We start from the raw sequence: 24,579 nt of genomic DNA, 5'->3' as shown, positions 1-24,579 counted from the left end.
TGATTAGTCCAGTCGTACGGAAGGTCCGCTGCCCGCTTCTGTACTGGAAAAGCCCAGGGTGTGCAGCCCGTAATAGGCCACAACAGAAATCCCTGCGACGGTTACACAGGCTAGCAAAAAAGTTTTCATCTCAGTCGTCCTTGATGTCGCTGTAAGTCCGCAGATACTCGATGAGATCTGCACGATCCTCGGCGCGGGCGATGCGCTGAACTGGCATTTTTGTGCCCGCAATATACACGTCTGGTCCCAAATCAAAAAGCGCATCAATGGTTTGCGCGGACCAGACGATGTCTGATGTCTGTAACGTGTCGGAATAGCTGTAGTCGGCCACGGCCCCGGCACGGCGGCCAAACACGTTTTTAAGCGTTGGCCCGGCGCGACGCGCACTGTCTCCGGTCAATGTGTGGCAGATGGAGCATTTGCGTTGAAACTGACGCTCGCCGTTGGAAGCGCTGTCGTTGCCATTCAGGAAGGCACGGTCCTGTTCCACCATGCGCGGGGCGTCATCCTGATCTGACAGAGGCCAGCTAAACAGAGAGTCGTCTAATCCACCGGCATGGATGTTCTCGCCATCTTGCGAGAACGCCAGCGCCCAGACCGGCCCCCGATGGGTGGCGCGGAAATCATTGGCAACGGACCAGTCTTCCGTGGCAAGCAACAGGATGTAACCTTCGCCATCCCCTACAGCGAGATGCTGACCTTGACGATCTAGGGCCATCGCCAGGATCGGTCGGCGCTCCAGCGTCACGTCTTTGATCAGCTCCGCTGTTTGAACGTCAACAATCTTGGTCACACCATCCACCGCGCCAAACGCCAACCATCCGGCTGCCTCGTTCAGCACCAGATTGTTGACACCAAAGCCATTGGAGAAAAACAACTGCTGCATTTCTCCGGAGGTCACATCGTAGATGCGGATCTTGCCGTCCGCCGCCCCGACAAAGAGAATGGAGCCATCCCCGCCAAACGCCACATCATTGACGTTGGAGCCCACGTTAATGAAGCGGGGTGCAGCACCATCAAGCGACCAAAGCCCAACGGTGCCGTCCCAGCTTGCTGAAGCCACCATTTGCTGATCGCCCGACACGCGCACCGACATGACTTTGCCCTTGTGGCGGCCAAGCTCTAGCGATGTCGCTGCGGCCAAGTCCCAAAGCCGCACGGCAAAATCATCGCCACCGGACACTGCACGTGTGTCATCGACAAAAGCCACTGTGTTCACCGCCGCCTCATGCCCGTCCAACCACATAGGCGCGCGCGCGGACCAGAGCCCAAGCGCGTTGTCAAAGCTGGCGGTCAGAATACGTTGCCCATCCGGCGACACGGCGATCCCTTTGATGGGACCGCCATGGCCTTCCAGGGTGAAAAAGTCACCCGCCAGCGTTGCTGCTGGCCACAGCAAGAGTGCCAGAAGTGGCGCCCACACCCGCATGGGTCATTCCGCAGGTGTGGCGTTGTCCGGCGCAGCCGCTTTGGCTTTGGCCATCTCCTCATCGTACCAGATGGAGTGGTGCTCTTTGGCCCACTGCTCATCCACCTCACCTGTCGCCATGGTCTCCAGCGCGCCTTCCATGCCGACGCTGCCGAGGTAGATGTGCGCGATGATGATGCCAATGAAGACAAAGGCCACAATGCCATGCCACAGCTGCGACAGCTGCATCTCTTCATAGGGGCTTAGTACCTCAGGCAAAGGTGCCCCCATGATCAGGTTAGGCAGACCGGTCATGTTGAGGATCTGGAAGGTCTTGGCAAAGACCGACACCTCAAACGGGAACAAAAGCGCCACACCGGAGAGGGAGATCGAGAAGCCAAGGATGATTACAGACCAGAATACGATCTTCTGACCGGCGTTGAATTTCTTGGCAGGCGGGTGCACGCCTTTGGAAAACAGACCGCCGGCCTTGGCCATCCATTTGATGTCGCCACGGTCCGGAATGTTGTGCTTCACCCACATGATGAAGACAAACACCAGGCTGATCATGAAAGCCCAGGAAATGTTGTTATGCACCCATTTGCCCGCTTCGGCGATGCTGGCATAAGCTTCATGGCCCATCCACGGCAGCAAGAACTTGCGCCCAGCAATCAGGTAAATCCCGGTCAGGCCCAAAAGAATAAAGCTCACCCCCATGACCCAATGGCAGAAGCGCTCAAAGGCGACAAAGCGGATAATGTTGCGGCCGGTCTTTGGTCCGTCGATCAGGATTTTGCCACGGTAGAGATAGAATCCGAGAATGACGACAATCATGCCGCCCAGGAACCACAAGCCATAGGTCAGAAGCGGCCCTTCGCGAAAGGACAGCCATGCCATGCCTGAATCCTGAATGAGGAGGCCGGATGTCGGTCCACGCGCGGCGGTTCGGGTGTCGGCACTGCCATAGCGCAGCGCGCGGAACACGTCCGCGTCCGAGGCTGTGCCACGGGTTCTGAGTTGCCCCATCAACGCCTCGACATTGCCTTGACCGGTTGCATCCCGACGGAAGCTGTCATCCAGCTTTTCGCCGCGTTGGCGGGCCATTATATCTTCCAGCGTCTGGGCACCGCCCGTCGCGGAACGATCAGGCGCCTCTTGTGCAAAACTAGGCAAAGCCAACATAAAACTTAGTGCAATCCAAAGAAGCGCGCGCATCACATCCTCGATGTTTGAATAGTCATAGCGGCCCTTACCACCTTGGAAAGCCGCCGCATCTCGTTTGAGACAAGTGTGTCTGGTGCATCGGCGGCGCGGAAATCCGCGCCGCCAACTTTTTGAAGGCAGGCCTTAGCCGCCTTTCTGTTCGTAGGCTGTACCCCAGCCCCAGGCGCCGGTGCCAAAGCCGCGCGCCACAACACGCTCACGGTAGATCGCGGAGACAACGTCCCCGTCACCCGCCAGCAGCGCTTTGGTGGAGCACATCTCGGCGCAGAGAGGCAGTTTGCCTTCTGCAATCCGGTTGCGGCCGTATTTGGAGAATTCCGCGTTGGAGTGGTTCTCCTCCGGGCCACCAGCACAGAAGGTACATTTGTCCATCTTGCCACGGCTGCCAAAGTTGCCTGCCTGCGGGTACTGCGGCGCGCCAAACGGACACGCGTAGAAGCAGTAACCACAGCCAATGCAGAGGTCTTTGGAGTGCAGCACGACACCTTCTTCGTTCTGGTAGAAGCAATCCACCGGACAAACGGCCATACAAGGCGCGTCGGAACAGTGCATACAGGCCACCGAGATCGAACGCTCACCCGGCGTACCGTCGTTGATGGTTACAACGCGGCGACGGTTGATGCCCCAAGGCACCTCGTGCTCGTTCTTACAGGCCGTGACGCAGGCGTTACATTCAATGCAGCGTTCGGCGTCGCAGAGAAACTTTGCTCTTGCCATTTCTCTTCTCCTCCTTAAGCGGCCCAGATTTTGCAGAGAGTTGTTTTGGTCTCCTGCATCTGTGTCACGCTGTCATAGCCATAGGTTTGTGCCGTGTTGGTGCTTTCGCCCAACACATATGGGTCGGCGCCTGCTGGGTATTTGTCCCTCAGATCCTTCCCTTCGAAGTGACCGCCAAAGTGGAACGGCATGAAGGCAACGCCTTCGCCAACCCGCTGGGTGACCATGGCCATAACTTTGACCTTGCCGCCTTCTGGACCTTCCACCCAAACTTGCGACCGGTCACGAATGCCCAGATCGTTCGCATCACGCGGGTTGATCTCGACAAACATGTCCTGCTGCAGTTCAGCCAGCCATGGGTTGGAGCGAGTCTCTTCGCCGCCACCCTCATATTCCACCAGTCGACCGGACGTCAGGATGATTGGGTAATCCTTGCTGAAGTCGTTCTTCTGGATGGACGCATAGAGCGTTGGAAGCCGATAGGCATGCCGGTCTTCGTAGGTCGGGTAGTCTTCGACCAGATCGCGACGTGGTGTGTAGAGCGGCTCGCGGTGCAGCGGCACCGGATCCGGGAATGTCCACACAACAGCACGGGCCTTGGCGTTACCAAACGGCGCACACTCGTGCTTGATCGCAACCCGCTGGATACCGCCGGAGAGGTCGGTCTTCCAGTTGGTCTTTGGACCAGCTACAGCGTCAATTGCTGCGCGCTCGTCATCCGTCAGATCGCCGTCCCAACCCAGGTCCATCAGCATCTGCATGGTGAACTCTGGATATCCGTCCTGGATCTCAGAATCGAGGCTTGCAACGCCTTCTGCCAAGAGGTTCTGACCGTCACGTTCCACACCAAAGCGGGCACGGAAGGTCAAACCACCCTCAGAAACACGTTTGGACATGTCATAGAGGTTTGGCGTACCCGGGTGGTTCATCTCCGCGGTGCCCCAGCATGGCCAAGGCATACCGTAGTAGTCACCATCTGCTGGACCACCATTTGCCTTCAACGTGGTCCGGTCGAAGGTGTGCTGGTTTTCCATGTGCAGCTTGATGCGCTCAGGAGACTGACCGGTGTAACCGATGGTCCACATACCCCGGTTGAACTCGCGCGTAACGCTTTCGATGTTCGGGGTGTTTTCGTCTTCCATCTCGATGTTGCGGAAGAAACGATCGGCCCAGCCAAACTTTTTGGCGAACAAACCCATGATCTCGTGGTCTGTTTTGCTTTCAAAAAGCGGTGCCACAACCTGATCGCGCCACTGGATGGAGCGGTTGGAAGCGGTCACAGAACCACGGGTCTCAAACTGGGTACAGGCCGGCAGCAGGTACACGCCATCAGTGCGGTCATGAAGCACGGCGGAAACGGTTGGATACGGGTCAACAACGACCAGCATGTCCAGCTTTTCCATCGCGGTCTTCATTTCCTTACCGCGGGTCTGAGAGTTTGGCGCGTGGCCCCAAAGCACCATGGCACGGACCTTGTCCGGGTTGTCCATGTTGTCGGGATCTTCGAGTACACCGTCAATCCAGCGCGACACCGGAATACCGGTGAGGTTCTGAAGCGACTTCTCTTTGCCGTCTGCAGCGGTGGTTTTGGCAAACTGGCCACTCAACCATTCGCCGTCTTCTTCCCACACGCGACCCCAATGCGCCCAAGCGCCTTTGGACAGGCCGTAGTAGCCTGGCAGTGTGTGGCTGAGAACACCAAGGTCGGTTGCGCCCTGCACGTTGTCGTGGCCCCGGAAGATGTTGGTGCCACCACCGCTGGTGCCCATGTTGCCAAGGGCCAGCTGCAGAATGCAGTACGCACGGGTGTTGTTGTTCCCGTTGGTGTGCTGCGTGCCACCCATACACCAGATCACGGTGCCGGGGCGGTTGTTCACCAGTTGTCGTGCCACACGACGCAGTTGCTCACCCGGAGCACCAGTGACGCGTTCCACCTCTTCTGGGTTCCACTGACGCACTTCGTCGCGGATTTGATCCATGCCCCAAACACGGGTGCGGATGAATTCTTTGTCTTCCCAACCGTTTTCGAAGATATGCCACAGAATGCCCCAAACCAGCGCCACATCGGTGCCGGGACGGAAGCGCACATATTCATCTGCATGGGCCGCCGTGCGCGTAAAGCGGGGGTCACAGACGATCAGCGGTGCGTTGTTGCGCTCTTTCGCGCGCAGTACGTGCAACAGGGAAACCGGGTGGGCTTCGGCCGGGTTGCCGCCGATGATGAAGATGGCTTTGGAGTTGTGGATGTCGTTGTAGGAGTTGGTCATGGCGCCGTAGCCCCATGTGTTCGCAACACCCGCAACGGTGGTGGAGTGACAGATACGCGCCTGGTGGTCCACGTTGTTTGTACCCCAGTAGGCAGCAAACTTACGGAACAGATACGCCTGTTCGTTATTGTGCTTGGCCGAACCCAGCCAATAAACACTGTCAGGACCGCTTTCTTCGCGGATCTTCATCATGCCGTCGCCGATCTCGTCGATCGCCTGTTCCCAGCTGATGCGCTTCCACTCACCACCCTCTTTTTTCATAGGGTACTTCAGGCGGCGTTCACCGTGGGCGTGTTCCCGCACCGATGCGCCTTTGGCACAGTGGGAACCGAGGTTGAACGGGCTGTCCCAACCAGGCTCTTGCCCGATCCAGACACCGCTTTGCACTTCGGCCACAACCGTACAGCCCACGGAACAGTGGGTACATACGGATTTCACAGTTTGAACGGCAGTATTGGCTGCGTCTTGCGCCTGCGCCTGAGTAACGGTGCCACCGGTGGCACCAATCGCTGCCAGACCGCCAATGGCGAGTCCGGACCCACGCAAAAATGTGCGTCGATCCACAGCTTTTTCAGCTGCGACAGACAGGATACTTGTCCGCTGGGGGCGTCGCGCAACCCCGTTGGTCTTTTTCCTAAGCATTCTTTCCTCCCTTGCTGTCCCGTTTCTCGGGACTGGCTCGGTTAGTCTCAAATCCTGACCGGTGGGCGTCACGCAACCGGTGGTCAGGGGCGGGGTGAAAACGTCCGGATCAGAACCGGGCGCTGTCGAGGTATGCGCGGGTGTGCGCGGTGTCCTGCATCTCCGTGCGGGACAGATCAGCTGGCTGGGCCTCTGCCGCTTGTGGCGACATGGCAACCACTGCTGCGGCTGCCGGGGCTGCTGCTGTTGCGAGCTTCAGAAAATCGCGCCGGCTGGCACCTTTTTCCTCTGGCTTGCTCATGGCGAGCTCCTTGATTTGGGTCGGTCGGGGTCCGACAGTTTCAATCGACGTTTAGTCCGCCCCCATGCGGAACGCCTGTGTTTCAATCTCTAGGAAAGCTTTGCCCACCGTGCCCACCGGCGCGTAGAACACCGAGTTCTGCGCCGCTTCCAAGTCGGAGAAGAAATGCTCCGCCCAGGCAGCGATGTGGGTGAAGAAGAAATCCTTCTGCTTTTGCAGCGGCACCGGCGCGCCAAAGCGCCCCCGGATCATGCCCGCCATCATCTCCAGCAGGCTGGCGATGTTGTCTTCCGGCTCATAAACGTTTGGTGCGCGGGTGATGCGCAGCGCCGCCATATCGGCCCGCAGCGAGGCCAGCGGTTTCTCGTTCAAGAAGCCGGTCAGGTAGTATGACGCAAAGGGCATCAACTCGCCGCGGCCAAGCCCAATGAACAGCGCGTTGAATTCGCTTTCCACAGCGGTGGCATTGGTCGCTTTGGCCACGCGTGCCAGAGTGCTGATCGCCTTGCCAAGATCGCTGTCATCGCCGCTCAACGCGCTGGCGTGCTGCAACAGGTTTTTGCTTGGCGGGTTGGCCAAAAGGGCGGCCAGAAAATCGTAAAGATCCGCACGCAGCAGATCCTCTTCGGCAACTTGGGTATTGGTGACGGCTTGGCTCATCGCTATGCCCTCTCTTCAGGTATGTCAGATGCGGCAAATTCAAACCGCATACGGCGACGCAGCGGCGCAACGGGAAGCGCCTCTGTGTCTGGGATTGGTTCAGTTGGAGCCTCAGCTTCGGCCACAACCTCCACTGGTGCAACCTCTGCCAGCTCGGTCTCTGCGCTCTCGTCAGAGCCCTCAACCAATACTGCCTCAGTTTGCACCTCAAACTCTTCCAGCGACACGCGACCTTCGGCCAAGGCTTTGGCCTCTTCTTCCTGTCGCGCCATCTCCTGCACATGGGCCAACATGCCTTTGCCCACCTGATAGGTGGTCTGCATCGCCTCAACGACCATGGCGCTGTCGGTGAAGTCCTGACCGTAGTCCACCAGATCATCGACGTTGGCCAACACCGGGTTGGTCAGCCACAACTTGCGCAGCGCTTTGCGGCGGATGCGTTCCGGCACGGCTTTGCCCAGGAACACCGAGAAATCATCGCCTTGCTGCATCTCTTCCGGATCGGGCAGATTCAGTTCTGCCAGAATGTCCGCGTCAGACTTTTCTTCCAACTCGGCATGGGCTTCGGCGAGCACCGCCTGTTCCTCGGCGCGCACCTCGGCTTCGGCTTCCGCCGCCACGGCCGCCTTACGGCGGGCCCAGAAATCGCCCCCGCGACTCAATGTGGCCTCCCGGTGCGCGGCGCGCGGTACACATCACTCAACTGGGAGATACGCGCATCACCACGGCCATCTTCCACCAGATCAATCCGCTTCTTGTCGCGGCGCCGTTTCACAAAAGTCTCTTCTTCGTGGTGCTCTTCGACAAAATCGCGCAGGAAAGCCACAAGCCCTTCCGGCATCGGCACCAGCTCCAACAGCTCTTCCCCGCTGTCGGCATAATCTTGGAATTCATAAGCGGAGGCCGTCGCCAGCAACACCTCATAGGGCCGCTCGGCATCGCCCTCTTCCGCCTCACGCATCACCACGCCAATGGAGGGCACCCGCGCGGTTAGGGTTGTCAGATAGGCTTCGGTGTCGGTGTGCCACAGCTCCAGCGGCACGGTTGCGGCGTGATACTCCACCGCATCGCCTTCTTCGCGCATCACACGCCAATCCGCCTGCGCCGCGCCCGGAAGCACGCCAACAGCTTGCCACGCAAATTTCGCCCAGCGGTTGGCCGAGGGCGTTCTGCGGATCACGATGCCCAACGGCAATGATACCGGCGCTTGGCGCATGAAATCGTCTTCCTCCCGTGCCCACGCTGTTCTCGAAAATTTTTTCGTGGGCATGATTAGTCTCAGTCCTTTCCTGAGCCTTGCCAAAGGAAAACGCAAAAATCGCGATTTCCGGCAAAATAACTGGACATTTTGGGGCATCGATTCCTGCCATCACGACAGGCGCGGACAGATTGTCCACATCACCTAAAAACCAATAGAATCACTAGGTTTTTTGACCGCCACAAATCTGCCAGCGCGATCAAGACAGAGGGCTTTACGGCGCCGAAAAATCATGCATGTGTGAGGTGTGCCAAGCGCGTAAACGCCAGCTAACCCTCGGGGGAAATAATGTCTAAGACATTGATTTTGTGTGACTGTTCTAAAAGTATGCCGTTGAATACAGAGACCTTCGACTCTGTTGGCACCGTGAAATGCTCCAAAGTGAACACCCCTCTTGGCGACGCAGAGATGCAGACCGCCGCACAGCTTTTGCAATCCGCCGCAGACCCGTCAACAACCTGCGTCACCTGCACCGAGGAACAGACCTTCTTTGCGGAACTGGCGGACGAATTGTCCCTACCTGAACCCACCTTTATCGACCTGCGCGATCGCGCGGTCTGGTCGGATGAAGGGGCAGAAGCCGGACCCAAATCCGCCGCCCTTTTGGCGGACGGTTTGCGGGCTGCCCCGGCCACCAAAACCTTCGACATCACCTCCGAGGGGCTCTGCCTGATTGTGGGCCCGGAAGAAGTGGCTCTTCCTGCCGCGCGTCAGTTGAAAGACTTCTTGAGCGTCACTGTGCTCCTGTCGCCGGGCAGCGACGCGCCAGAAGATCGCGACTTTGACGTGGTTGCCGGTCACCTGAAGAAAGCCTCCGGTGCGCTGGGGAATTTCTCGGTGGAGATCGACGCCCTGCAACAGGTGGACTCGTCCGCACGCGGCCCGGCCGTTTTTGGCGAACCGCGCAATGGCGCCAAAACCACCTGTGATATCCTGCTTGACCTGCGCGGCGAGACACCCCTCTTCCCAGCGCCGGAAAAACGCGAAGGCTACCTGCTGGCGGACCCCAAAAGCCTGCCCGCCACCCATGCCGCCGTTCTCGAAGCGTCCCATCTGGTCGGCACCTTTGAGAAACCACTCTATCTGACACTGGAACCCAGCATTTGCGCCCACTCCCGCGCCGAACAAGCCGGGTGTTCCAAATGTCTGGACGTCTGCCCCACCTCGGCGATCCGGCCCGCAGGTGATCACATCGACATTGATCCCAACATCTGCGCCGGTTGCGGATCTTGCGCCGCACTCTGCCCGTCCGGGGCCATCACCTATGACGACCCGCCGGTCAGCGCGCTCTTTGCTCGCATTAGCGCCTTGGCAGAAGCTTTCCGAAGCGCTGGTGGCGCAGCCCCGCGCCTCTTGGTGCACGACCGCGCATTTGGCGCCGAACTGATCGCACTGGCCGCCCGCCATGATCGCGGCCTGCCCGCCAAAGTGATCCCGCTTGATCTCGAGCGGGTGAGCGGCTTTGGCCACGCCGAAATGCTGGCCGCGCTCTCAAGCGGCTTTGTCGGCGTCGACGTGCTCGCCGCGCCAACCACAGACCGCGGCGCGCTCGACAGTGAGCTCATGCTGGCCCAAGCGCTGAGCGGTGACAGCGACGCCCTGCGCATTCTGGACCCAGAGGAACCATCCGCGCTTTGTGACGCCCTCTATGGCGCCACCAGCAGCCTCACGGAGATCGCGCCAGTGCTGCCGCTTGGCAACCGCCGTCAGGTCACCCGCCTTGCTGTCAAAGCGCTGCGCGGTGAGCAGGCCGACCCGCTGCCCCTGCCAGAGAACGCCCCATATGGCGCGGTGCTGGTCGACAAAGACGCCTGCACGCTCTGCCTCTCCTGCGCCTCGCTCTGCCCGGCCGGCGCCTTGGGCGACAACCCGGACAAGCCACAGCTGCGCTTCCAGGAAGACGCCTGTCTGCAATGTGGTCTCTGCACCCATGTCTGCCCGGAAAACGCGATCTCTCTGGTGCCACAATTCAACACCTCGGACGCCGCGTTGTCGCAGCAGGTGGTGCACGAAGAAGAGCCGTTTGAATGTGTCGAATGCGGCACGCCATTTGGGGTGAAATCCACCATCGAGCGCATTGTCGAAAAACTGGAAGGCAAACACGCGATGTTTGCCACCTCTGATGCCGCCCGTATGATCCGCATGTGTGACGACTGCCGTGTGAACGCGCAATTCCACCGGGAAAACAACCCGCTGGCCGGTGGCGAACGCCCGAAGGTGCGCACCTCGGAAGACTACTTCAGCAAGCGCCGGGATCACTGATGCGCGATGGGCGATCCCAAATCTGCCGGATCCATGGTTGCGGTGTAGGCCACGATGTTCTCCAGCTCCTCCAGCGTCAAGGTGACGGGGCTGATCGGGGACGGACGGGTCTCGTCAAACGGCTCAGTTACGTCCGGAATGATGGTGAAAGATGGATGTGGGTTCAACGCGTAGAACGCCAGAAAACGCTCCAGCCAGTCATCCAAACTGCGCAGCACCGCAAAGCTCGGCGTGGAGCCAATGCCGTTCATCCGGTTGACTTCGCCCACCACATGACATCGCCCACAGGCGCTCAGCGCCAAATCCGCGCCTCGCGCCGCGTCGCCGTCCAGTTCAACCGCCTCTTCCACCTCCGCCACCACAACCGGCGCTTCAAACACCGCTTGGCCGTCCTGCTTGAAGCTCAGAATGGTGCGCCGACCTACATCGCCGGTCAGCCAGTCCGCCAAGGTGGCCATATGCGGATCGTCCATGTCATATACCGTCAGGCCGTAGTTCGTCCCGGCACGCGAAAACACAACGGCGTCGCCATCTTGAACCAAACTGCCCGCAGCGTCGCCTTCATTGACGACCGTCACCCGCACCCCATGCTTCAGGGTGAATCGCGGCAGCATGAATTTGATAATGCCGGTTTCCTGCACTTCCGGCGCGACCAAAAGCGTGGTGGTTTTGCCTTGCGACATGGCCGGCATGGTCCACACCATGCCAACCAATGCGGCAAAAACACCCATCAAAAACCGAGAAAAATCCATGACACAAACCTAGGCCTGTGCCGTGGCATGCGTCAACATGGACCCAAGTAGAATGCCCTAGGCAGAAGGATATCCACCGATGAGCGACGATTTTAACATGAGCATGCGCAAGTTCCTCAAGCAGGTTGGCGTGACCAGCCAGCAAGCGATTGAGGACGCCATGCGCACCGCCGGGGCCGAGGCCACAGCGGGCAAAGAGTTCACCGCCAAAATGGTGCTGACCATTGATGGCCTGGACATGGAGCATGTTGTCACCGGTCAGATCAAAGGGCGTGGCTAAATGGCAAACCGCGACGATATTCTGAACGTTCTCAAAGGCTTCACTGACCCTGCCTCTGGCTCTGACTTGGTAGCCTCCGGCATGGTTCGTGCGCTGAGTGTAGACGGCGGCGAAGTCCGCTTTGTGCTGGAAATCGACCCGGCCCGCGCGCAAGCCATGCAGCCGATGAAGGTCGAGATCGAGGACAAGCTGAACGCTTTGGACGGTGTGGAGAGCGTCTCCATCGTGATGACCGCACACGCCGCTTCCAAACCGCCACCCGATCTCAAAGGCTCCCGCCCGGCAGAGCCGCAAGGCCCGCAGAAGATCCCCGGCATCGACCGCATTCTGGCCGTGGCCTCCGGCAAGGGTGGCGTCGGCAAATCGACTGTGTCAGCCAACCTCGCCGCCGCTCTGGCCGCCGAAGGTCGCCGCGTAGGTCTGCTCGATGCGGACGTTTATGGCCCATCCCAGCCTCGCATGCTGGGTGTCTCCGGCCGTCCGTCGAGCCCCGATGGCAAAACCATCCTGCCGATGCGCAACCACGGTGTGACCATGATGTCCATTGGCCTCATGACCCGCGAAGAAGAGGCCGTGGTCTGGCGCGGTCCAATGCTGATGGGCGCGTTGCAACAGATGCTCAACCAAGTCCAATGGGGCGCGCTGGATGTGCTGATCGTCGACCTGCCACCGGGCACCGGCGACGTACAGATGACCCTCGCGCAGAAGGCCGAACTGACCGGTGCACTGGTGGTCTCCACCCCACAGGACATCGCGCTGTTGGATGCCCGCAAAGGCATCAACATGTTTGAGAAACTAGGCACGCCAATTGTGGGTATGATCGAAAACATGAGCACCCACATCTGTTCCCAATGTGGCCACGAAGAGCATGTCTTTGGCCATGGTGGTGTGGCCGCCGAAGCCGAGAAACTGGGTGTGCCACTGCTGGCAGAAATTCCGCTGGCGCTGGACATCCGTGTCGCCGCCGATGGCGGGGCGCCGATTGTGGTCTCCAAGCCGGAATCGACCCAAGCGCAATCCTTCCGCGCCCTCGCGCGTCGCCTGATCGAGGACGGCAACGCATGAGTGACGCCCCGCAGTTCCCACCGCTTTTTGAAGGGCTCGCGCTGAGTGGCAGCGCGGACCCTTTTGCCAAGGCCAAGACTCAAGCGATCATGGGATGTGACGCGGGGCTTGTGGTCTACAATCTCGCTGCCGATCAGCTGCGCGCCGCCATTGTCTTTGCGCCTGAGGTGCCTTTGACCGAAGCGATGCCCGTGCTGATCAGCTGCGCGATTGGCTTTCAAAACGCCCTTGGCGCTTTGGCCCCGCCAGAGGTCGCGGTGCATCTTGATTGGCCTGGTGGTATCTTGGTCAACGGCGCCCGCTGTGGCCGGATGCGCGTGGCGGCCTCCACGCAAGAGGCGAGTGAAGTACCGGACTGGCTGGTGGTCGGGCTGGAATTGCCGCTGATCCCGCTAGATACGGAAACGCCCGGCGCGACGCCGGACCAAACCGCGCTCTATGAGGAAGGCTGTGTGGACGTCACACCTGACACGCTATTAGGCGCGTGGGTGCGGCACACGCTGGTCTGGGTCAACCGCATGGAAGACGAGGGCCTCAAGCCACTCAACGCCGAATGGCGCGGCCTCGCCCACAACCTCGGCGAAGAGGTCGAGTGGACCTTTGGCGAGGACACAGAAGCTGGCACCTTTGTTGGCACAGACGAACACTTTGGCGCGCTCCTGCGTAGCGGCGACAACACCCGTCTGCTGCCACTTAGCCGCCTCTTGGAAGGAGACAGCTGATGCTTCTGGCACGTGCGATCCATTTTGATGAAAGCGACCAACGGGTCTACTTCAACCCGGCCCGCACCGGCGAATGGGCGATCAGCGGCGGATTTGAGTTTTCCAACTGGTCCGAGGCAGATCTGACCGGCAAGGCACGGCAGGCGTTTGCCAATGGCTGGCTAGGTGTGGAGACCTTTGGCCGCGTGACATTTGTGGCCGTGACCACCATCGAGCCGGCAGAGGTTGAAGCCCTCACCGACGCGCTCGCTCAGCATTTTGTAGATGTCTATGGCGCGCCCTCGCTGGAGGCGGCGCGTCCGGTGGCGGCCGAGGAGATTTCCCATATGGCCGATCTCTGCGCGGAGCATGAAGCCAATACGCTTCTGACTTTGGCGCGTGAACTCACCGACGCCGGTGTGAAGGAGCAATTCCGCAGCATCGCGCCAGCAGCAGCCGAGTTGGAGCAATTTGCAGTGCACGCCATTCCAGACGAGTGACGTGCACCAACGCGCTTACTGTTCCGCGTTGAAGATGAACAGGCGGCCACCTTTCAGAGTGTAGCCGTCGATCAAGTCTTTGGCGCGGTCACTCACCAGCCAGGCTTCCAGCTTCTGCGCCAGGTCTGCCCGCACATGGCTGTGGGTCTCCGGGTTCACCGGAATATAGGCATACTGGTTGAACAGCTCCGGATCGCCGGAATACAGCAGCGCCAGATCGCCTTTGTTGCCAAACTTGAGCCAGCTTGCGCGATCGCTCATGATGTAGCCATTCATCCCAGACGCAGTGTTCAGGGACGCGCCCATACCGGCACCGGCTTCCTTGTACCAGTCAACAGTGCGAGCGTCGTCATCCACGCCGGCTTCCGCCCAGAGCGAGAGCTCTTTCTTGTGGGTACCGCTGTCATCGCCACGGCTTACAAAAACCGCCTTTGTGTCAGAAATCGCGGTCAAGGCCTGAACAACAGTATCAGATGCAGCAATCTGCGCCGGGTCCGCACTTGGGCCGATCAGCACAAAATCATTGTACATGATCTCACGACGGTGCGTGCCATAGCCGCCCGCAACAAACGCGTCTTCCGCCTTCTTGGAATGCACCAGGATCGCGTCCACATCACCTGCCTCGCCCAACCGCAGGGCCTGACCGGTGCCAACCACCAAAAGCTGTACTTCCAGCCCCAGGTCTTTCTGGATTTCTGGCAACAGAACATCCGACAGGCCCGAGTTGTGGAAGGAGGTTGTGACCGCCATTTTCATGGTGTCAGCCGTTGCCATCACACCACTCAATGCAATGGCCGCCGCGGCAAGCGTTGTGCCAAACTTCATTCGACTATGTCTCCGTTAATGAAAGCGCGCGCTTCACTTGATTTGGGCGCAGCAAAAAACTCCGCTGCAGGGGTCTGCTCCAGAATTTGACCGTGGTGGATGAACCAAACATCCTCCGCCAGCCGCCGTGCCTGACCAATGTCGTGCGTGGACATCACCACGCGTGTACCGTCGTCATGCGCCTGCTTGAGCAGGCTCTCAAATTCCCGCGTCGCCCGGCCGTCAAGGTTCGCACAGGGTTCATCAAGGAACAGAATTTCAGGCTTGCGGATCAAGGCCCGCGCCAGTGCCAGCTTCTGGCGCTCTCCGCCGGACAGCACTGTGGCCTGTTTTTGGGCGCTGTCAGCCAGACCAACCCGCTCAAGCCACTCCACCGCGCGGACACGGGCATCCTTTTTGGACACCCCATGCGTGGTCAACGGATAAGCCACATTGTCCAGCGCCGTGCGCCGCATCATGATAGGCGACTGAAACACAAAGGCCTGGAGCGCGCGGGCATCTTCTTCGGGAATTTGCCACTGAAGCGATCCCCCACTGGACACCCGCTCCATGCCATGCAGCAGCCGCAATAGCGTGGTTTTGCCCGCCCCATTAGGCCCCATCACAATAGACAGCCCCGTGTCACTGACCGTGGTTGTCACAGGGCCTAGCAACGTTTTGCCACGCCGCCGCACCACTGCATCATTTACCGTCAAAGGAAGAATAGAGGTCACCATCGGCCACTCACCTCCGTCCGCGACAAGGTGTGGATCAACAGGTTCACCAGCACCGCCAAACCGATCAGCACAAACCCCAAAGCCAAGGCGAGAGAGAAGTTCCCTTTGCCGGTCTCCAGCGAAATCGCAGTGGTCAGAACGCGGGTGGCATTGTCGATATTGCCACCGACGATCATGATCGCACCGACTTCACCAATACCTCGGCCAAACCCGGCCAAAGACGCCGTCAAAAGCGCCCTGCGCCCATCCCACAACAACGTGCCAATACGCTGCAGCCGCGTGGTGTTCATCGAAATCAGAAGATCATGGTATTCGGCCCAAAGTTCCCGAATGGCCTGATGGGCAATTGAGGCAATCAACGGTGTCAAAATGATCACCTGCGCGATGATCATCGCGGTCGGGGTGAACAACAGGCCAAACACGCCAAACGGTCCGGCCCGCGACAGCATCAGATAGACAATCAAACCAACCACAACCGGTGGCAGCCCCATCAGCGCATTTAAAGTCGCAATCACAAAACGGCGAAAACGAAAGCGTCGCACAGCCAACCAGCAGCCCAAAGGCAAACCTATTGCGGACGCAATCGCAACCGCAGTGAGTGTGACTTGCAAGGACCGTAGAGAAATCTCGATTAGGTCCGCATCAAATGTGACGATCAGTCGACCCGCTTGCAGCAGGCCTGCCAGTATTTCATTCATGCAACCGCTCTGGTGCCCCTCCCTTCAGCCTCCCCTTAAGAAAGCCGAGGCTCGCCACCGATTGGCAAGCTCGCTTACTGTCATTGTGCCATTTCGCCGTGGAGGCAAGAGGGCGCTAATTGTTTGTGAAACAACGCTAACGTAAGCCGCCCGTTTGGCGCAAATTGTCCACTCGCCCCAAAGCCAAAATGTCATTTTGTCCCAAGTGTTTTAGGCAGTTTATCCCGTCAAAACAAAGAAACATGTCCAACTGGTCAAATTTCCCTTGGCAGGACGCGCTGCATCAACAACACTCTTCTCAATTGGGAGAAAAGACTAATTGGGAGGACCCTCATGACACTGCGCAAACCTATTGCCAAACTACTCGCCGCCGGTGCCGCCATGGCGTTCAGCGCCACCACCGCGCTGGCTCAGGACGTGACCCTGCGCATGCACCAATTCCTGCCACCGCAGGCCAATGTGCCAAAGCTGATTCTGGACGTTTGGGCAGATGCGATTGAGAAAGACAGTGAAGGCCGCATCAAGATCGAGCGCTATGCCGCCATGTCTCTGGGGGGCAAGCCACCGGAATTGATGGACCAGGCCATCGACGGCGTGGCCGACATCGTTTGGACCGTGGTTGGCTATACGCCAGGCCGTTATCCGTCCACCGAAGTGTTTGAATTGCCCTTCATGGTCGAAGATGCCCGCGCAGGTTCCTACGCCTACGCCAAGATGTTTGACACCCACATGAAGGACTCCGAGTTCAAGAACCTGAAGATCTTCGGCACCTGGGTACATGGCCCCGGCATGTTCCACACCAACGCGCCAGTGACCACACCGGATGACCTCAAAGGCATGAAAATCCGCGGCGGCTCCCGCCTGGTGAACGACCTGTTGAAACAGACCGGCGCTTCGCCAATCGGCATGCCAGTACCTGCTGTTCCAGAAGCGCTGTCCAAAGGTGTGATCGACGGCACCACCATCCCATGGGAAGTGACCGCAGCCCTGAAAGTGCCAGAACTGGTTGGCAACCACACCGAATTTGAAGGCAATGCGCTCTACACGCTGACCTTTGTACTGGCGATGAACAAAGACCGTTATGAGTCCATGCCCGACGATCTGAAAGCCGTGATGGACAACAACTCCGGCGTTGAGTTCTCCATTTTTGCCGGCGGCGTCATGCAGGACATGGACGCGCCTGCCCGTGATCTGGCTGTGGCTCGCGGCAACAACATCGTGACTGTTTCTGCGGAAGACGCCGCCAAATGGGCCGAGGTTGTAGAGCCGATCTACGCCACCTGGATTGCCGATATGGACAAGCGCGGCATCGACGGTCAGGCGCTGATCGACGAAGCCAAGGCATTGATGGAAGAGTACAAAAAGAACAATATGTAACTCTTACCTTTGCGAACAAGATTGGCCGCAGCTTCCCGCTGCGGCCTTTTTTGTTTTCCGTCACGCGCCTGACAAAAAACGCCGTCACGCTCATTTTCACAGGCCAGACGCCTCGTTCTTATTTCCACCTGCGACCTTCGCAGGCCTACCGTTTTTAGCAAACGCCGCTTAGCTTGATTTGTGAAAGTACCAGTAAAGGAGGCGCCCATGCCCCGCCAAACTCAAGGCCGCGGCCGCCGCTATGACAGCATTCTGGACACGGTAGGCGACACCCCAGTTGTCCGCCTGAACCGGATTGCACCCAAACATGTGAACATGTTTGTCAAATTCGAAGCGGCCAACCCGGCTGGCTCGGTGAAAGATCGTCTTGCCCTCAACATCATTGAGGCCGCAGAAAAAGATGGCCGCCTGAAACCCGGTCAAACCGTGGTGGAAGCCACCTCGGGCAACACCGGCATCGGCCTTGCAATGGTCTGCGCCGCCAAAGGTTACCCGCTGGTCATCACCATGTCTGAGGCCTTTTCCGTGGAACGCCGTCGTCTGATGCGCTTCCTCGGCGCCAAGGTTGTGCTCACTCCCAAAGCCCAAAAAGGCTTTGGCATGTACAAGAAGGCGCAAGAACTGGCCGAGCAAAATGGATGGTTCCTCGCCAGCCAGTTTGAGACCGCGGACAACGCGGATATGCACGAACACACCACGGCGCGGGAAATCCTCACCGACTTTGCCGACACCACGCTGGACTATTGGGTCACCGGCTACGGCACCGGCGGCACCGTGGCCGGGGTGTCGCGCCTGCTGCGCCGCGAAAGCCCGGACACCAAGATCATCCTGTCAGAACCCGCCAACGCCGCGCTGGTGGACTCCGGTTACGTCAACACGCGGGACGACGCCCATCAGGCCACAGAGAGCCATCCCGCGTTTGAACCGCACCCGATCCAGGGCTGGACCCCGGACTTCATCCCTTGGGTGCTGCAAGAAGCGCTGGACAAAGGTGGCTACGATCAGCTGATTAAAACACCCGGACCGGACGGCATTCAGTGGTCGCAACGCCTCGCGGCCGAAGAAGGCATAATGGTGGGCGTCTCTGCGGGCGCCACACTGGCCGCCGCCATTGAGGTTGCACAGACCGCCCCGGAAGGTGCCAACATCCTCGTGATGCTGCCTGACACCGGCGAGCGCTACCTGTCAACGCCGCTGTTTGATGGCATTGCTGAGGGCATGTCGGACGAAGAAGTCACAATCTCCCACTCCACGCCCAGCGCGCAGTTGTAAATACAAAAAGGGTCGCTCAAACGAGCGACCCTTTCCGTAACAATGATCAGAGCGATCAGCCGTTCACGCTGTCTTTCAGCGCTTTGGCGATGGTCATTTTCACAACCTTGTCCGCGTCTTTCTTGATCTGCTCACCAGTTGCCGGGTTGCGCACCATACGCTCAGGACGCTCGCGGCAGTAGATTTTGCCAACGCCTGGCAGGGTCACTGCACCACCTGCGGAAACTTCGCGGGTGATCAATGCGCAAACGGCTTCCAGAGCTGCGCCTGCGGATTTCTTGTCAGAGCCCATATCTTCGGCCAGCGCGGCAACGAGTTGGGTCTTGGTCATCGGTTTTGCCATTTCAGGTCTCCATTAGTCTGCCCGATTACTTGGGCCTCACGCCCGGCATTTAACGGGATGTTGTGGGTGAACACAATAAATTGTGTGCCAAAAAACGAGGTTTTTAAGGGTTTTCCACAGATTTCCGTAGGGTCAGAGGAAGGCTGTCTCGTCAAATGACCGCAATTTCCGCGAATGAAGCCGTTCCAGGGGCATTTCGCGTAAGCTCTCCATGGCGCGAATTCCAATCAACAAATGGCGCGCGACTTGTGTCTTATAAAAGTCTGACGCCATGCCGGGAAGCTTTAATTCGCCATGAAGCGGCTTGTCGCTGACACACAGCAGCGTGCCATAGGGCACCCGGAAACGATAGCCATTCGCCGCAATGGTGGCACTCTCCATATCCAGCGCAATGGCGCGGGATTGGCTCAAACGCTGCACAGGCCCTGTATGTTCACGCAGTTCCCAGTTCCGGTTGTCGATGGTGGCCACCGTGCCGGTCCGCATCACCCGCTTCAGTTCAAAGCCAGACAGTTCCGTGACCTCAGCGACGGCGCTTTCCATGGAGGTCTGCACTTCGGCCAGCGCCGGGATCGGAACCCAGATTGGCAAGTCATCATCCAGCACGTGGTCTTCGCGCAGATAGGCATGCGCCAGGACAAAATCGCCAAGGCTTTGCGAGTTCCGCAAGCCCGCGCAATGTCCAACCATGATCCAGGCATGAGGACGCAGCACCGCAATGTGATCCGTCGCCGTTTTCGCGTTGGACGGGCCGACACCGATGTTCACCAAAGTAATGCCAGAGCCATCTTCGCGTTTGAGGTGGTAGGTTGGCATCTGCGGCTGCTTATCCACCGGGGCAATTGGAGTTTCCGCGTCCGAAATCTCCACGTTCCCCGTGCTGACAAAGCTGGTGTAGCCCGATTTGGGATCATCCAGCATCTGCCGCGCATAAGCTTCAAACTCGGTCACATAGAACTGATAGTTGGTGAACAACACGTGGTTCTGGAAGTGCTCTGGATCGGTGGCGGTATAATGGCTCAACCGCGCCAGCGAGTAATCCACCCGCTGCGCCGTGAAGGGCGCCAGCGGCGCCACGCCATTCACTTCCGCCGTGCCATTCACAATGTCATCATTGGTGGTCGACAGATCCGGCACATCAAAGATGTCACGCAGGGTGAAATCTGCCGCCCCTTCTTGGGGTACGGTCATGTCGCTCTGCGCCGCTACTGCAAAATGCACCGGAATTGGCGTCGCAGACGCACCAATCACCACCGGCACGCCGTGGTTTTCCAGCAAAAGCGCAATCTGCTGCTCCAGATAGTTCCGGAACAAATCCGGCCGCGTCACGGTGGTGGCATGCACACCTGGCTCAGCCACATGGCCAAAACTCAACCGGCTGTCGATCTGCGCAAAGCTGGTCGTGGTGATCCGGATCTCCGGATAAAACGCGCGAATGCGATGCCCGTCCGGCCCTTTGCGAAGCGCCCGACGGAACTGGTCGCTCAGGTAGGTGGTGGCAATCTGATACAGTTCTTCCAGACGCGCCACGGCGGCTTTAGCATCTGTAAAGGCTTCTGGGGCGGGGACTGCGGGGGAGTGCACGGGAATATTCTGTGGTGTCATTGCGCAGCCTTGATTACCTCGGTCATTTCAAATTTTGTCACATCCACCAGCCCAAGGTCGGAAATCCGCAGTTCCGGGATCACCACGAGGGCCAGTAGGGAGTGTTGCATATAAGCGTTGTTCAGGGTGCAACCGCAAGCCTCCATCGCCTCCACCATCTTCTGCGCCTTGGCCGCGACCTCGGTGGCTGGGGCATCTGACATCAATCCGGCAATGGGCAGTTCTACCAAAGCCAGCTCTTCGCCATCCTTGATCACAGTGACGCCGCCGCCCACGTCGCCAAGCCGGTGGGCCGCCATCGCCATCATCTCGCGATCCGTACCCACTACAATCATATGATGGCTGTCATGCGCCACGGTGGAAGCCATCGCCATCCGCCCTTTGTAACCAAAGCCCGACACAAACCCGTTGACCACATCCCCAGTCGCACGGTGCCGCTCCACCAGCGCAATCTGTGCTACATCGGTCTCTATATCACCCTGAACCACACCATTCATGACGGACAACTCGGCGGTCAACGCCTTGGTTGGCGCTTGATTTTCAATCACCCCAATCACATTGGCGGTGACTTGGGTGGCCCCCTCCGGTGCCTTGACCTCAAAGTCTTCCGCCGTCCGTGCCCGTCCCATGTTCACGGTCTGACGCGCATGGGCTGGCCAGTCGTAATGCGGACAATCCGCCAACACTTTGCCGTCTCGCGCCACGGTTTTACCGCGGGCAATCACATGCTCAATCGGGAGCGTTTTGAGGTCCGATGTCAGGATCACATCCGCCCGCCGTCCCGGCGCAATAGAGCCCAAATCCCGCTCCAAACCAAAATGCGTCGCGGTGTTGATCGTCGCCATCTGCAACGCCACCAACGGGTCACACCCACAGTCAATGGCATGGCGCACCACCCGGTTCATATGCCCGTCGTTCACCAAAGTGCCGGAATGGCAATCATCGGTGCAGAGGATAAAGCTGCGCGGGTCCAAGCCCTTCTCCGTGATCGCCGTGATCTGTGTCTCCACATCATACCAGGCAGAGCCCAGCCGCATCATCATCCGCATGCCCTGACGCACGCGGGCAATCGCATCCGCCTCACAGGTGCCTTCGTGATCATCCGCCGGTCCGCCTGCGACATAGGCATGGAATGGGGTGCCCAGATCCGGCGACGCATAATGCCCACCCACGGTCTTGCCCGCGTTTTGTGTGGCGGCAATCTCGGCCAGCATCTGTTGACTGCCATTGATCACGCCGGGGAAGTTCATCATCTCCCCCAACCCAATGATGCCGGGCCAGCCCATGGCCTCGCTCACATCATCCGGCCCAATTTCAAAGCCGGTGGTCTCCAACCCCGGCGCCGACGGCGCACAGCTTGGCATCTGCGTAAAGATGTTGATCGGCTGCATCAGCGCCTCATCATGCATCATCCGCACGCCTTCCAGCCCCAACACATTGGCAATCTCATGCGGGTCGGTGAACATCGTAGTGGTGCCATGGCCCATCACAGCGCGGGCAAATTCTGCCGGGGTCAGCATACCGCTTTCAATGTGCATATGCCCGTCACACAGACCCGGGATCATGAACCGACCATTGGCCTCGATGATCTCTGTGTCTGGTCCTTCGCAGTGGCTCGCGTCCGGCCCGACATAGGCGATCCGCCCTTCGGCCACAGCAATATCGTGATCCGCCAACACCTCGCGGGTGTGCACATTGACCCATTGGCCTTTGCGAATGATGAGATCAGCAGGCTCGCGGCCCGCGGCCACGGCGACAAGACGGGGGGCCACATCGGCCCATGTTTGAAAATGCTTCTGTTCCATGGCCCACGGTGCCACGGGTTTTGACCATGTTCAACCTCACCGCAGGTGAAGCTTTTACGAAATGTCCTTCAGGTGGAAACTGAAACCCAAAATTGGAACCGCCTGACCAGTCACATGTCAAAAGTGACGTCGCAAACACGCTTGACCGCTGCGCCCTCGCAATGCTCCGCTGCGCAAAACAAGGAGGCTTCCATGACCGTCGCACAGCTGCACCCCAACATCACCCACTGGCAAGAACGCGTGGATATGGCAGCCGCCTTCCGCTGGACTGCGCGCCTCAACATGCATGAAGGCGTCGCCAACCACTTCAGCCTTGCGGTGAACAACGACGGCACGCGGTTTCTGATGAACCCCAATCAAAAGCACTTTGCCCGCATCAAAGCCAGTGACCTGCTGGAAATCGACGCCAATGACCCCGAAACCCTGAAAGGCCCAGATGCGCCTGATCCCACCGCTTGGGGTCTACATGGCGGCGTACACCGTCACTGCCCCCACGCGCGTTGTGTGATGCATGTGCACTCCATCTTTGCCACGGTTCTGGCGTCCTTGGCGGACAGCACGCTCCCGCCCATCGATCAGAACTGTGCCACGTTTTATGATCGGATTGTGGTGGATGACGGCTATGGGGGTTTGGCTTTTGAGGACGAAGGCGAACGCTGCGCAGCCCTGCTCACAGACCCCAAAAAGAAAGTCATGGTCATGGGCAACCATGGCGTACTGGTGATTGGTGACAGCGTCGCGGACACGTTTAATCGGCTCTACTATTTTGAACGCGCCGCTGAGACCTACATCCGCGCCTTGCAAACCGGCCAACCTTTGCGAGTTCTGCCTCATGACATTGCGGAGAAAACTGCACAAGAGCTAGAGCAGTATCCAGAACAAGACGTGCGCCACCTTGCAGAGCTAAAAGCCATTCTGGACGAAGAAGGCAGCACCTACACCACCTAACTCCCCTTGCGCAGCGCCTGTGGCGTGGTGGCAAACTCAGCCCGAAACGCCCGCGTCATCGCCGCCGGATCACTATAACCGCTGCGCAACGCAACCTCGGACACGCTCAAATCGGTGTCCACTACCAGCTTGCGTGCCAGATTGAGCCGCAAACGCCGGTACACCACCGCCGGCGTGGCCCCAAGCTCTGCCAACATCCGCGCCGCAAGCGTTTTTTGTGTCACACCGGCCCGGCGCGCTACCTCGGGCAGGGCCAAAGGCTCTTCCAAGTGGTCCTGCATCACCGCCAAAGCGCGGTTCACAACCCGCCCCGCAGGCGTGGCGCCCCCTTCATGGGAGCGCGCGCTGTCCCGTGTCATGAACAACTGCGCCACCTCCAAAGCGAGCGCCTGCCCAAAATCGCGCCCGATCAGAAACATCACCAAATCAAACGCTGCCATGGCCCCCGAACAGGTCACTCGCGCCCCATCTATCACAAACCGCTCGCGCTCTGCCGCGACATCTGGAAAGCGCTCCGCAAAAGCGGTCAGTTCCTCCCAGTGAATCGTGGCGCGATGCCCCTCCAGCAGGCCTGCTTCGGCCATCAACCAGCTGCCTGTGTCCATGCCACAGACCGTGCCAAACCGCTTGGCTGCCGCCCGCAAAGCGCTCTGTGTTTGCCAGCCTGCGTGGTCTTTAAAACCATACGACGGCATCACCACCAGTATGTCGCCGGAGGCTTCACTGAGCCGACCGTGCGGGGTGACCGGCAGTGCACTGGAACTACGAACAGCGGCGCCGTCCAGAGACAAAAACGCCCAGTCAAAAAGCGCTTTGCCCGACAGCGTATTGGCCGCCCGCATCGGTTCCACGGTGTTCGCCAGACAATGGTTGGAAAACCCGTCAAACAGCAGAACCCCAATCTTCTGCGCTGCAGCGGATGTATTTGACCAAATCTGCATAGTGAAACGCTA

General features: G+C 59.1%; 26 protein-coding genes. 9 read left to right on the top strand and 17 right to left on the bottom strand.

Annotated features, from left to right (window positions below):
• Positions 1–3 precede the first annotated feature (3 nt).
• The 9 genes from SIB38_RS04295 to SIB38_RS04255 all read right to left on the bottom strand — a co-directional run bounded on the left by SIB38_RS04295 (position 4) and on the right by SIB38_RS04255 (position 8,435).
• On the bottom strand, positions 4–129 hold the full coding sequence (locus SIB38_RS04295; protein ID WP_294116677.1) for a hypothetical protein: 126 nt from the start codon (positions 127–129) through the stop codon (positions 4–6).
• 1 nt (position 130) lies between these two features.
• On the bottom strand, positions 131–1,429 hold the full coding sequence (locus SIB38_RS04290; RefSeq protein WP_294116678.1) for a c-type cytochrome: 1,299 nt from the start codon (positions 1,427–1,429) through the stop codon (positions 131–133).
• Between the two features lie 3 nt (positions 1,430–1,432).
• Positions 1,433–2,623, bottom strand: a complete 1,191-nt coding sequence (locus SIB38_RS04285) for a formate dehydrogenase subunit gamma (RefSeq protein WP_412551490.1) — start codon at positions 2,621–2,623, stop codon at positions 1,433–1,435.
• A gap of 132 nt (positions 2,624–2,755) precedes the next feature.
• Entirely contained in the window at positions 2,756–3,349 is a 594-nt protein-coding gene (gene fdh3B, locus SIB38_RS04280; RefSeq protein WP_168590772.1) for a formate dehydrogenase FDH3 subunit beta, read from the bottom strand.
• A gap of 14 nt (positions 3,350–3,363) precedes the next feature.
• Positions 3,364–6,258 (bottom strand): formate dehydrogenase subunit alpha, encoded by a 2,895-nt coding sequence (locus SIB38_RS04275; protein ID WP_294116680.1) that lies wholly within the window; start codon positions 6,256–6,258, stop codon positions 3,364–3,366.
• Positions 6,259–6,367: 109 nt separating this feature from the next.
• The gene (locus SIB38_RS04270) at positions 6,368–6,559 is read right to left on the bottom strand and encodes a ubiquinol-cytochrome c reductase iron-sulfur subunit N-terminal domain-containing protein (protein WP_164644045.1); all 192 of its coding nucleotides are present in this window, start codon (positions 6,557–6,559) and stop codon (positions 6,368–6,370) included.
• Positions 6,560–6,610: 51 nt separating this feature from the next.
• A complete protein-coding gene (locus SIB38_RS04265; RefSeq protein ID WP_412551489.1) occupies positions 6,611–7,219 on the bottom strand; it encodes a molecular chaperone in 609 nt (202 codons plus the stop codon).
• Between the two features lie 2 nt (positions 7,220–7,221).
• Positions 7,222–7,881, bottom strand: a complete 660-nt coding sequence (locus SIB38_RS04260; RefSeq protein ID WP_294116682.1) for a DUF3306 domain-containing protein — start codon at positions 7,879–7,881, stop codon at positions 7,222–7,224.
• Positions 7,878–8,435: a DUF3305 domain-containing protein gene (locus SIB38_RS04255; RefSeq protein ID WP_294116757.1), complete on the bottom strand. Its 558-nt coding sequence runs from the start codon at positions 8,433–8,435 to the stop codon at positions 7,878–7,880. Before SIB38_RS04255 ends, SIB38_RS04260 begins: the two co-directional genes overlap by 4 nt.
• Between SIB38_RS04255 and SIB38_RS04250 the strand changes: the two genes are divergently transcribed.
• Together SIB38_RS04250 and SIB38_RS04245 are read left to right on the top strand one after the other, a co-directional pair.
• A complete protein-coding gene (locus SIB38_RS04250) occupies positions 8,401–8,625 on the top strand; it encodes a hypothetical protein (protein ID WP_412552076.1) in 225 nt (74 codons plus the stop codon). The two genes, SIB38_RS04255 and SIB38_RS04250, sit on opposite strands and share 35 nt — an antisense overlap.
• Positions 8,626–8,765: 140 nt before the next feature.
• Positions 8,766–10,739 (top strand): 4Fe-4S binding protein, encoded by a 1,974-nt coding sequence (locus SIB38_RS04245; protein WP_412551488.1) that lies wholly within the window; start codon positions 8,766–8,768, stop codon positions 10,737–10,739.
• Here SIB38_RS04245 and SIB38_RS04240 read toward each other — a convergent pair.
• Positions 10,733–11,491 (bottom strand): hypothetical protein, encoded by a 759-nt coding sequence (locus SIB38_RS04240; protein WP_412551487.1) that lies wholly within the window; start codon positions 11,489–11,491, stop codon positions 10,733–10,735. The two genes, SIB38_RS04245 and SIB38_RS04240, sit on opposite strands and share 7 nt — an antisense overlap.
• A gap of 79 nt (positions 11,492–11,570) precedes the next feature.
• Between SIB38_RS04240 and SIB38_RS04235 the strand changes: the two genes are divergently transcribed.
• From SIB38_RS04235 to SIB38_RS04220, 4 genes are read left to right on the top strand one after another with little or no spacing between them, the layout of a single operon-like run.
• Entirely contained in the window at positions 11,571–11,771 is a 201-nt protein-coding gene (locus SIB38_RS04235) for a DUF6494 family protein (RefSeq protein WP_294116685.1), read from the top strand.
• Positions 11,772–12,836 (top strand): iron-sulfur cluster carrier protein ApbC, encoded by a 1,065-nt coding sequence (gene apbC / locus SIB38_RS04230; protein WP_294116686.1) that lies wholly within the window; start codon positions 11,772–11,774, stop codon positions 12,834–12,836.
• On the top strand, positions 12,833–13,558 hold the full coding sequence (locus SIB38_RS04225) for a DUF4444 domain-containing protein (RefSeq protein WP_412551486.1): 726 nt from the start codon (positions 12,833–12,835) through the stop codon (positions 13,556–13,558). Before apbC ends, SIB38_RS04225 begins: the two co-directional genes overlap by 4 nt.
• On the top strand, positions 13,558–14,037 hold the full coding sequence (locus tag SIB38_RS04220) for a DUF6505 family protein (RefSeq protein ID WP_294116688.1): 480 nt from the start codon (positions 13,558–13,560) through the stop codon (positions 14,035–14,037). Before SIB38_RS04225 ends, SIB38_RS04220 begins: the two co-directional genes overlap by 1 nt.
• 15 nt (positions 14,038–14,052) lie before the next feature.
• Here the strand turns inward: SIB38_RS04220 and SIB38_RS04215 are convergent, their stop codons facing one another.
• From SIB38_RS04215 to SIB38_RS04205, 3 genes are read right to left on the bottom strand one after another with little or no spacing between them, the layout of a single operon-like run.
• Positions 14,053–14,862, bottom strand: coding sequence for a substrate-binding domain-containing protein (locus SIB38_RS04215; protein WP_294116689.1), 810 nt, complete (start codon positions 14,860–14,862; stop codon positions 14,053–14,055).
• The gene (locus SIB38_RS04210; RefSeq protein WP_412551485.1) at positions 14,859–15,578 is read right to left on the bottom strand and encodes an ATP-binding cassette domain-containing protein; all 720 of its coding nucleotides are present in this window, start codon (positions 15,576–15,578) and stop codon (positions 14,859–14,861) included. Before SIB38_RS04210 ends, SIB38_RS04215 begins: the two co-directional genes overlap by 4 nt.
• A complete protein-coding gene (locus SIB38_RS04205) occupies positions 15,572–16,276 on the bottom strand; it encodes an ABC transporter permease (protein WP_294116691.1) in 705 nt (234 codons plus the stop codon). The genes SIB38_RS04210 and SIB38_RS04205 overlap by 7 nt, the downstream gene beginning before the upstream one ends.
• A gap of 333 nt (positions 16,277–16,609) precedes the next feature.
• On the opposite strand from SIB38_RS04205, the gene SIB38_RS04200 reads away from it, so the two are divergent.
• Complete coding sequence (locus SIB38_RS04200) at positions 16,610–17,653, top strand: TRAP transporter substrate-binding protein (RefSeq protein ID WP_412551484.1); 1,044 nt, start codon at positions 16,610–16,612, stop codon at positions 17,651–17,653.
• Between the two features lie 207 nt (positions 17,654–17,860).
• Positions 17,861–18,925 (top strand): PLP-dependent cysteine synthase family protein, encoded by a 1,065-nt coding sequence (locus tag SIB38_RS04195; protein WP_412551483.1) that lies wholly within the window; start codon positions 17,861–17,863, stop codon positions 18,923–18,925.
• A gap of 55 nt (positions 18,926–18,980) precedes the next feature.
• On the opposite strand, the gene SIB38_RS04190 is transcribed toward SIB38_RS04195, so the two are convergent.
• The 3 genes from SIB38_RS04190 to ade form a co-directional block, all read right to left on the bottom strand.
• Positions 18,981–19,268, bottom strand: coding sequence for an HU family DNA-binding protein (locus SIB38_RS04190; RefSeq protein ID WP_168590788.1), 288 nt, complete (start codon positions 19,266–19,268; stop codon positions 18,981–18,983).
• Positions 19,269–19,400: 132 nt separating this feature from the next.
• On the bottom strand, positions 19,401–20,873 hold the full coding sequence (locus SIB38_RS04185) for an AMP nucleosidase (protein WP_294116694.1): 1,473 nt from the start codon (positions 20,871–20,873) through the stop codon (positions 19,401–19,403).
• Positions 20,870–22,678 (bottom strand): adenine deaminase, encoded by a 1,809-nt coding sequence (ade, locus tag SIB38_RS04180; protein ID WP_294116695.1) that lies wholly within the window; start codon positions 22,676–22,678, stop codon positions 20,870–20,872. Before ade ends, SIB38_RS04185 begins: the two co-directional genes overlap by 4 nt.
• Before the next feature lie 192 nt (positions 22,679–22,870).
• Between ade and SIB38_RS04175 the strand changes: the two genes are divergently transcribed.
• On the top strand, positions 22,871–23,626 hold the full coding sequence (locus SIB38_RS04175) for a class II aldolase and adducin N-terminal domain-containing protein (protein ID WP_294116696.1): 756 nt from the start codon (positions 22,871–22,873) through the stop codon (positions 23,624–23,626).
• Here the strand turns inward: SIB38_RS04175 and SIB38_RS04170 are convergent.
• Positions 23,623–24,567: a GlxA family transcriptional regulator gene (locus tag SIB38_RS04170; protein ID WP_294116697.1), complete on the bottom strand. Its 945-nt coding sequence runs from the start codon at positions 24,565–24,567 to the stop codon at positions 23,623–23,625. The genes SIB38_RS04175 and SIB38_RS04170 overlap by 4 nt on opposite strands.
• Positions 24,568–24,579 lie beyond the last annotated feature (12 nt).

This window comes from Shimia sp. MIT910701, from assembly GCF_047126315.1.
In the GTDB taxonomy this organism is placed as follows: Bacteria; Pseudomonadota; Alphaproteobacteria; order Rhodobacterales; family Rhodobacteraceae; genus Shimia.
The sequence above is the reverse complement of the archived record's forward strand: the minus strand, read 5'-3'. Positions and strand labels throughout refer to the sequence as shown.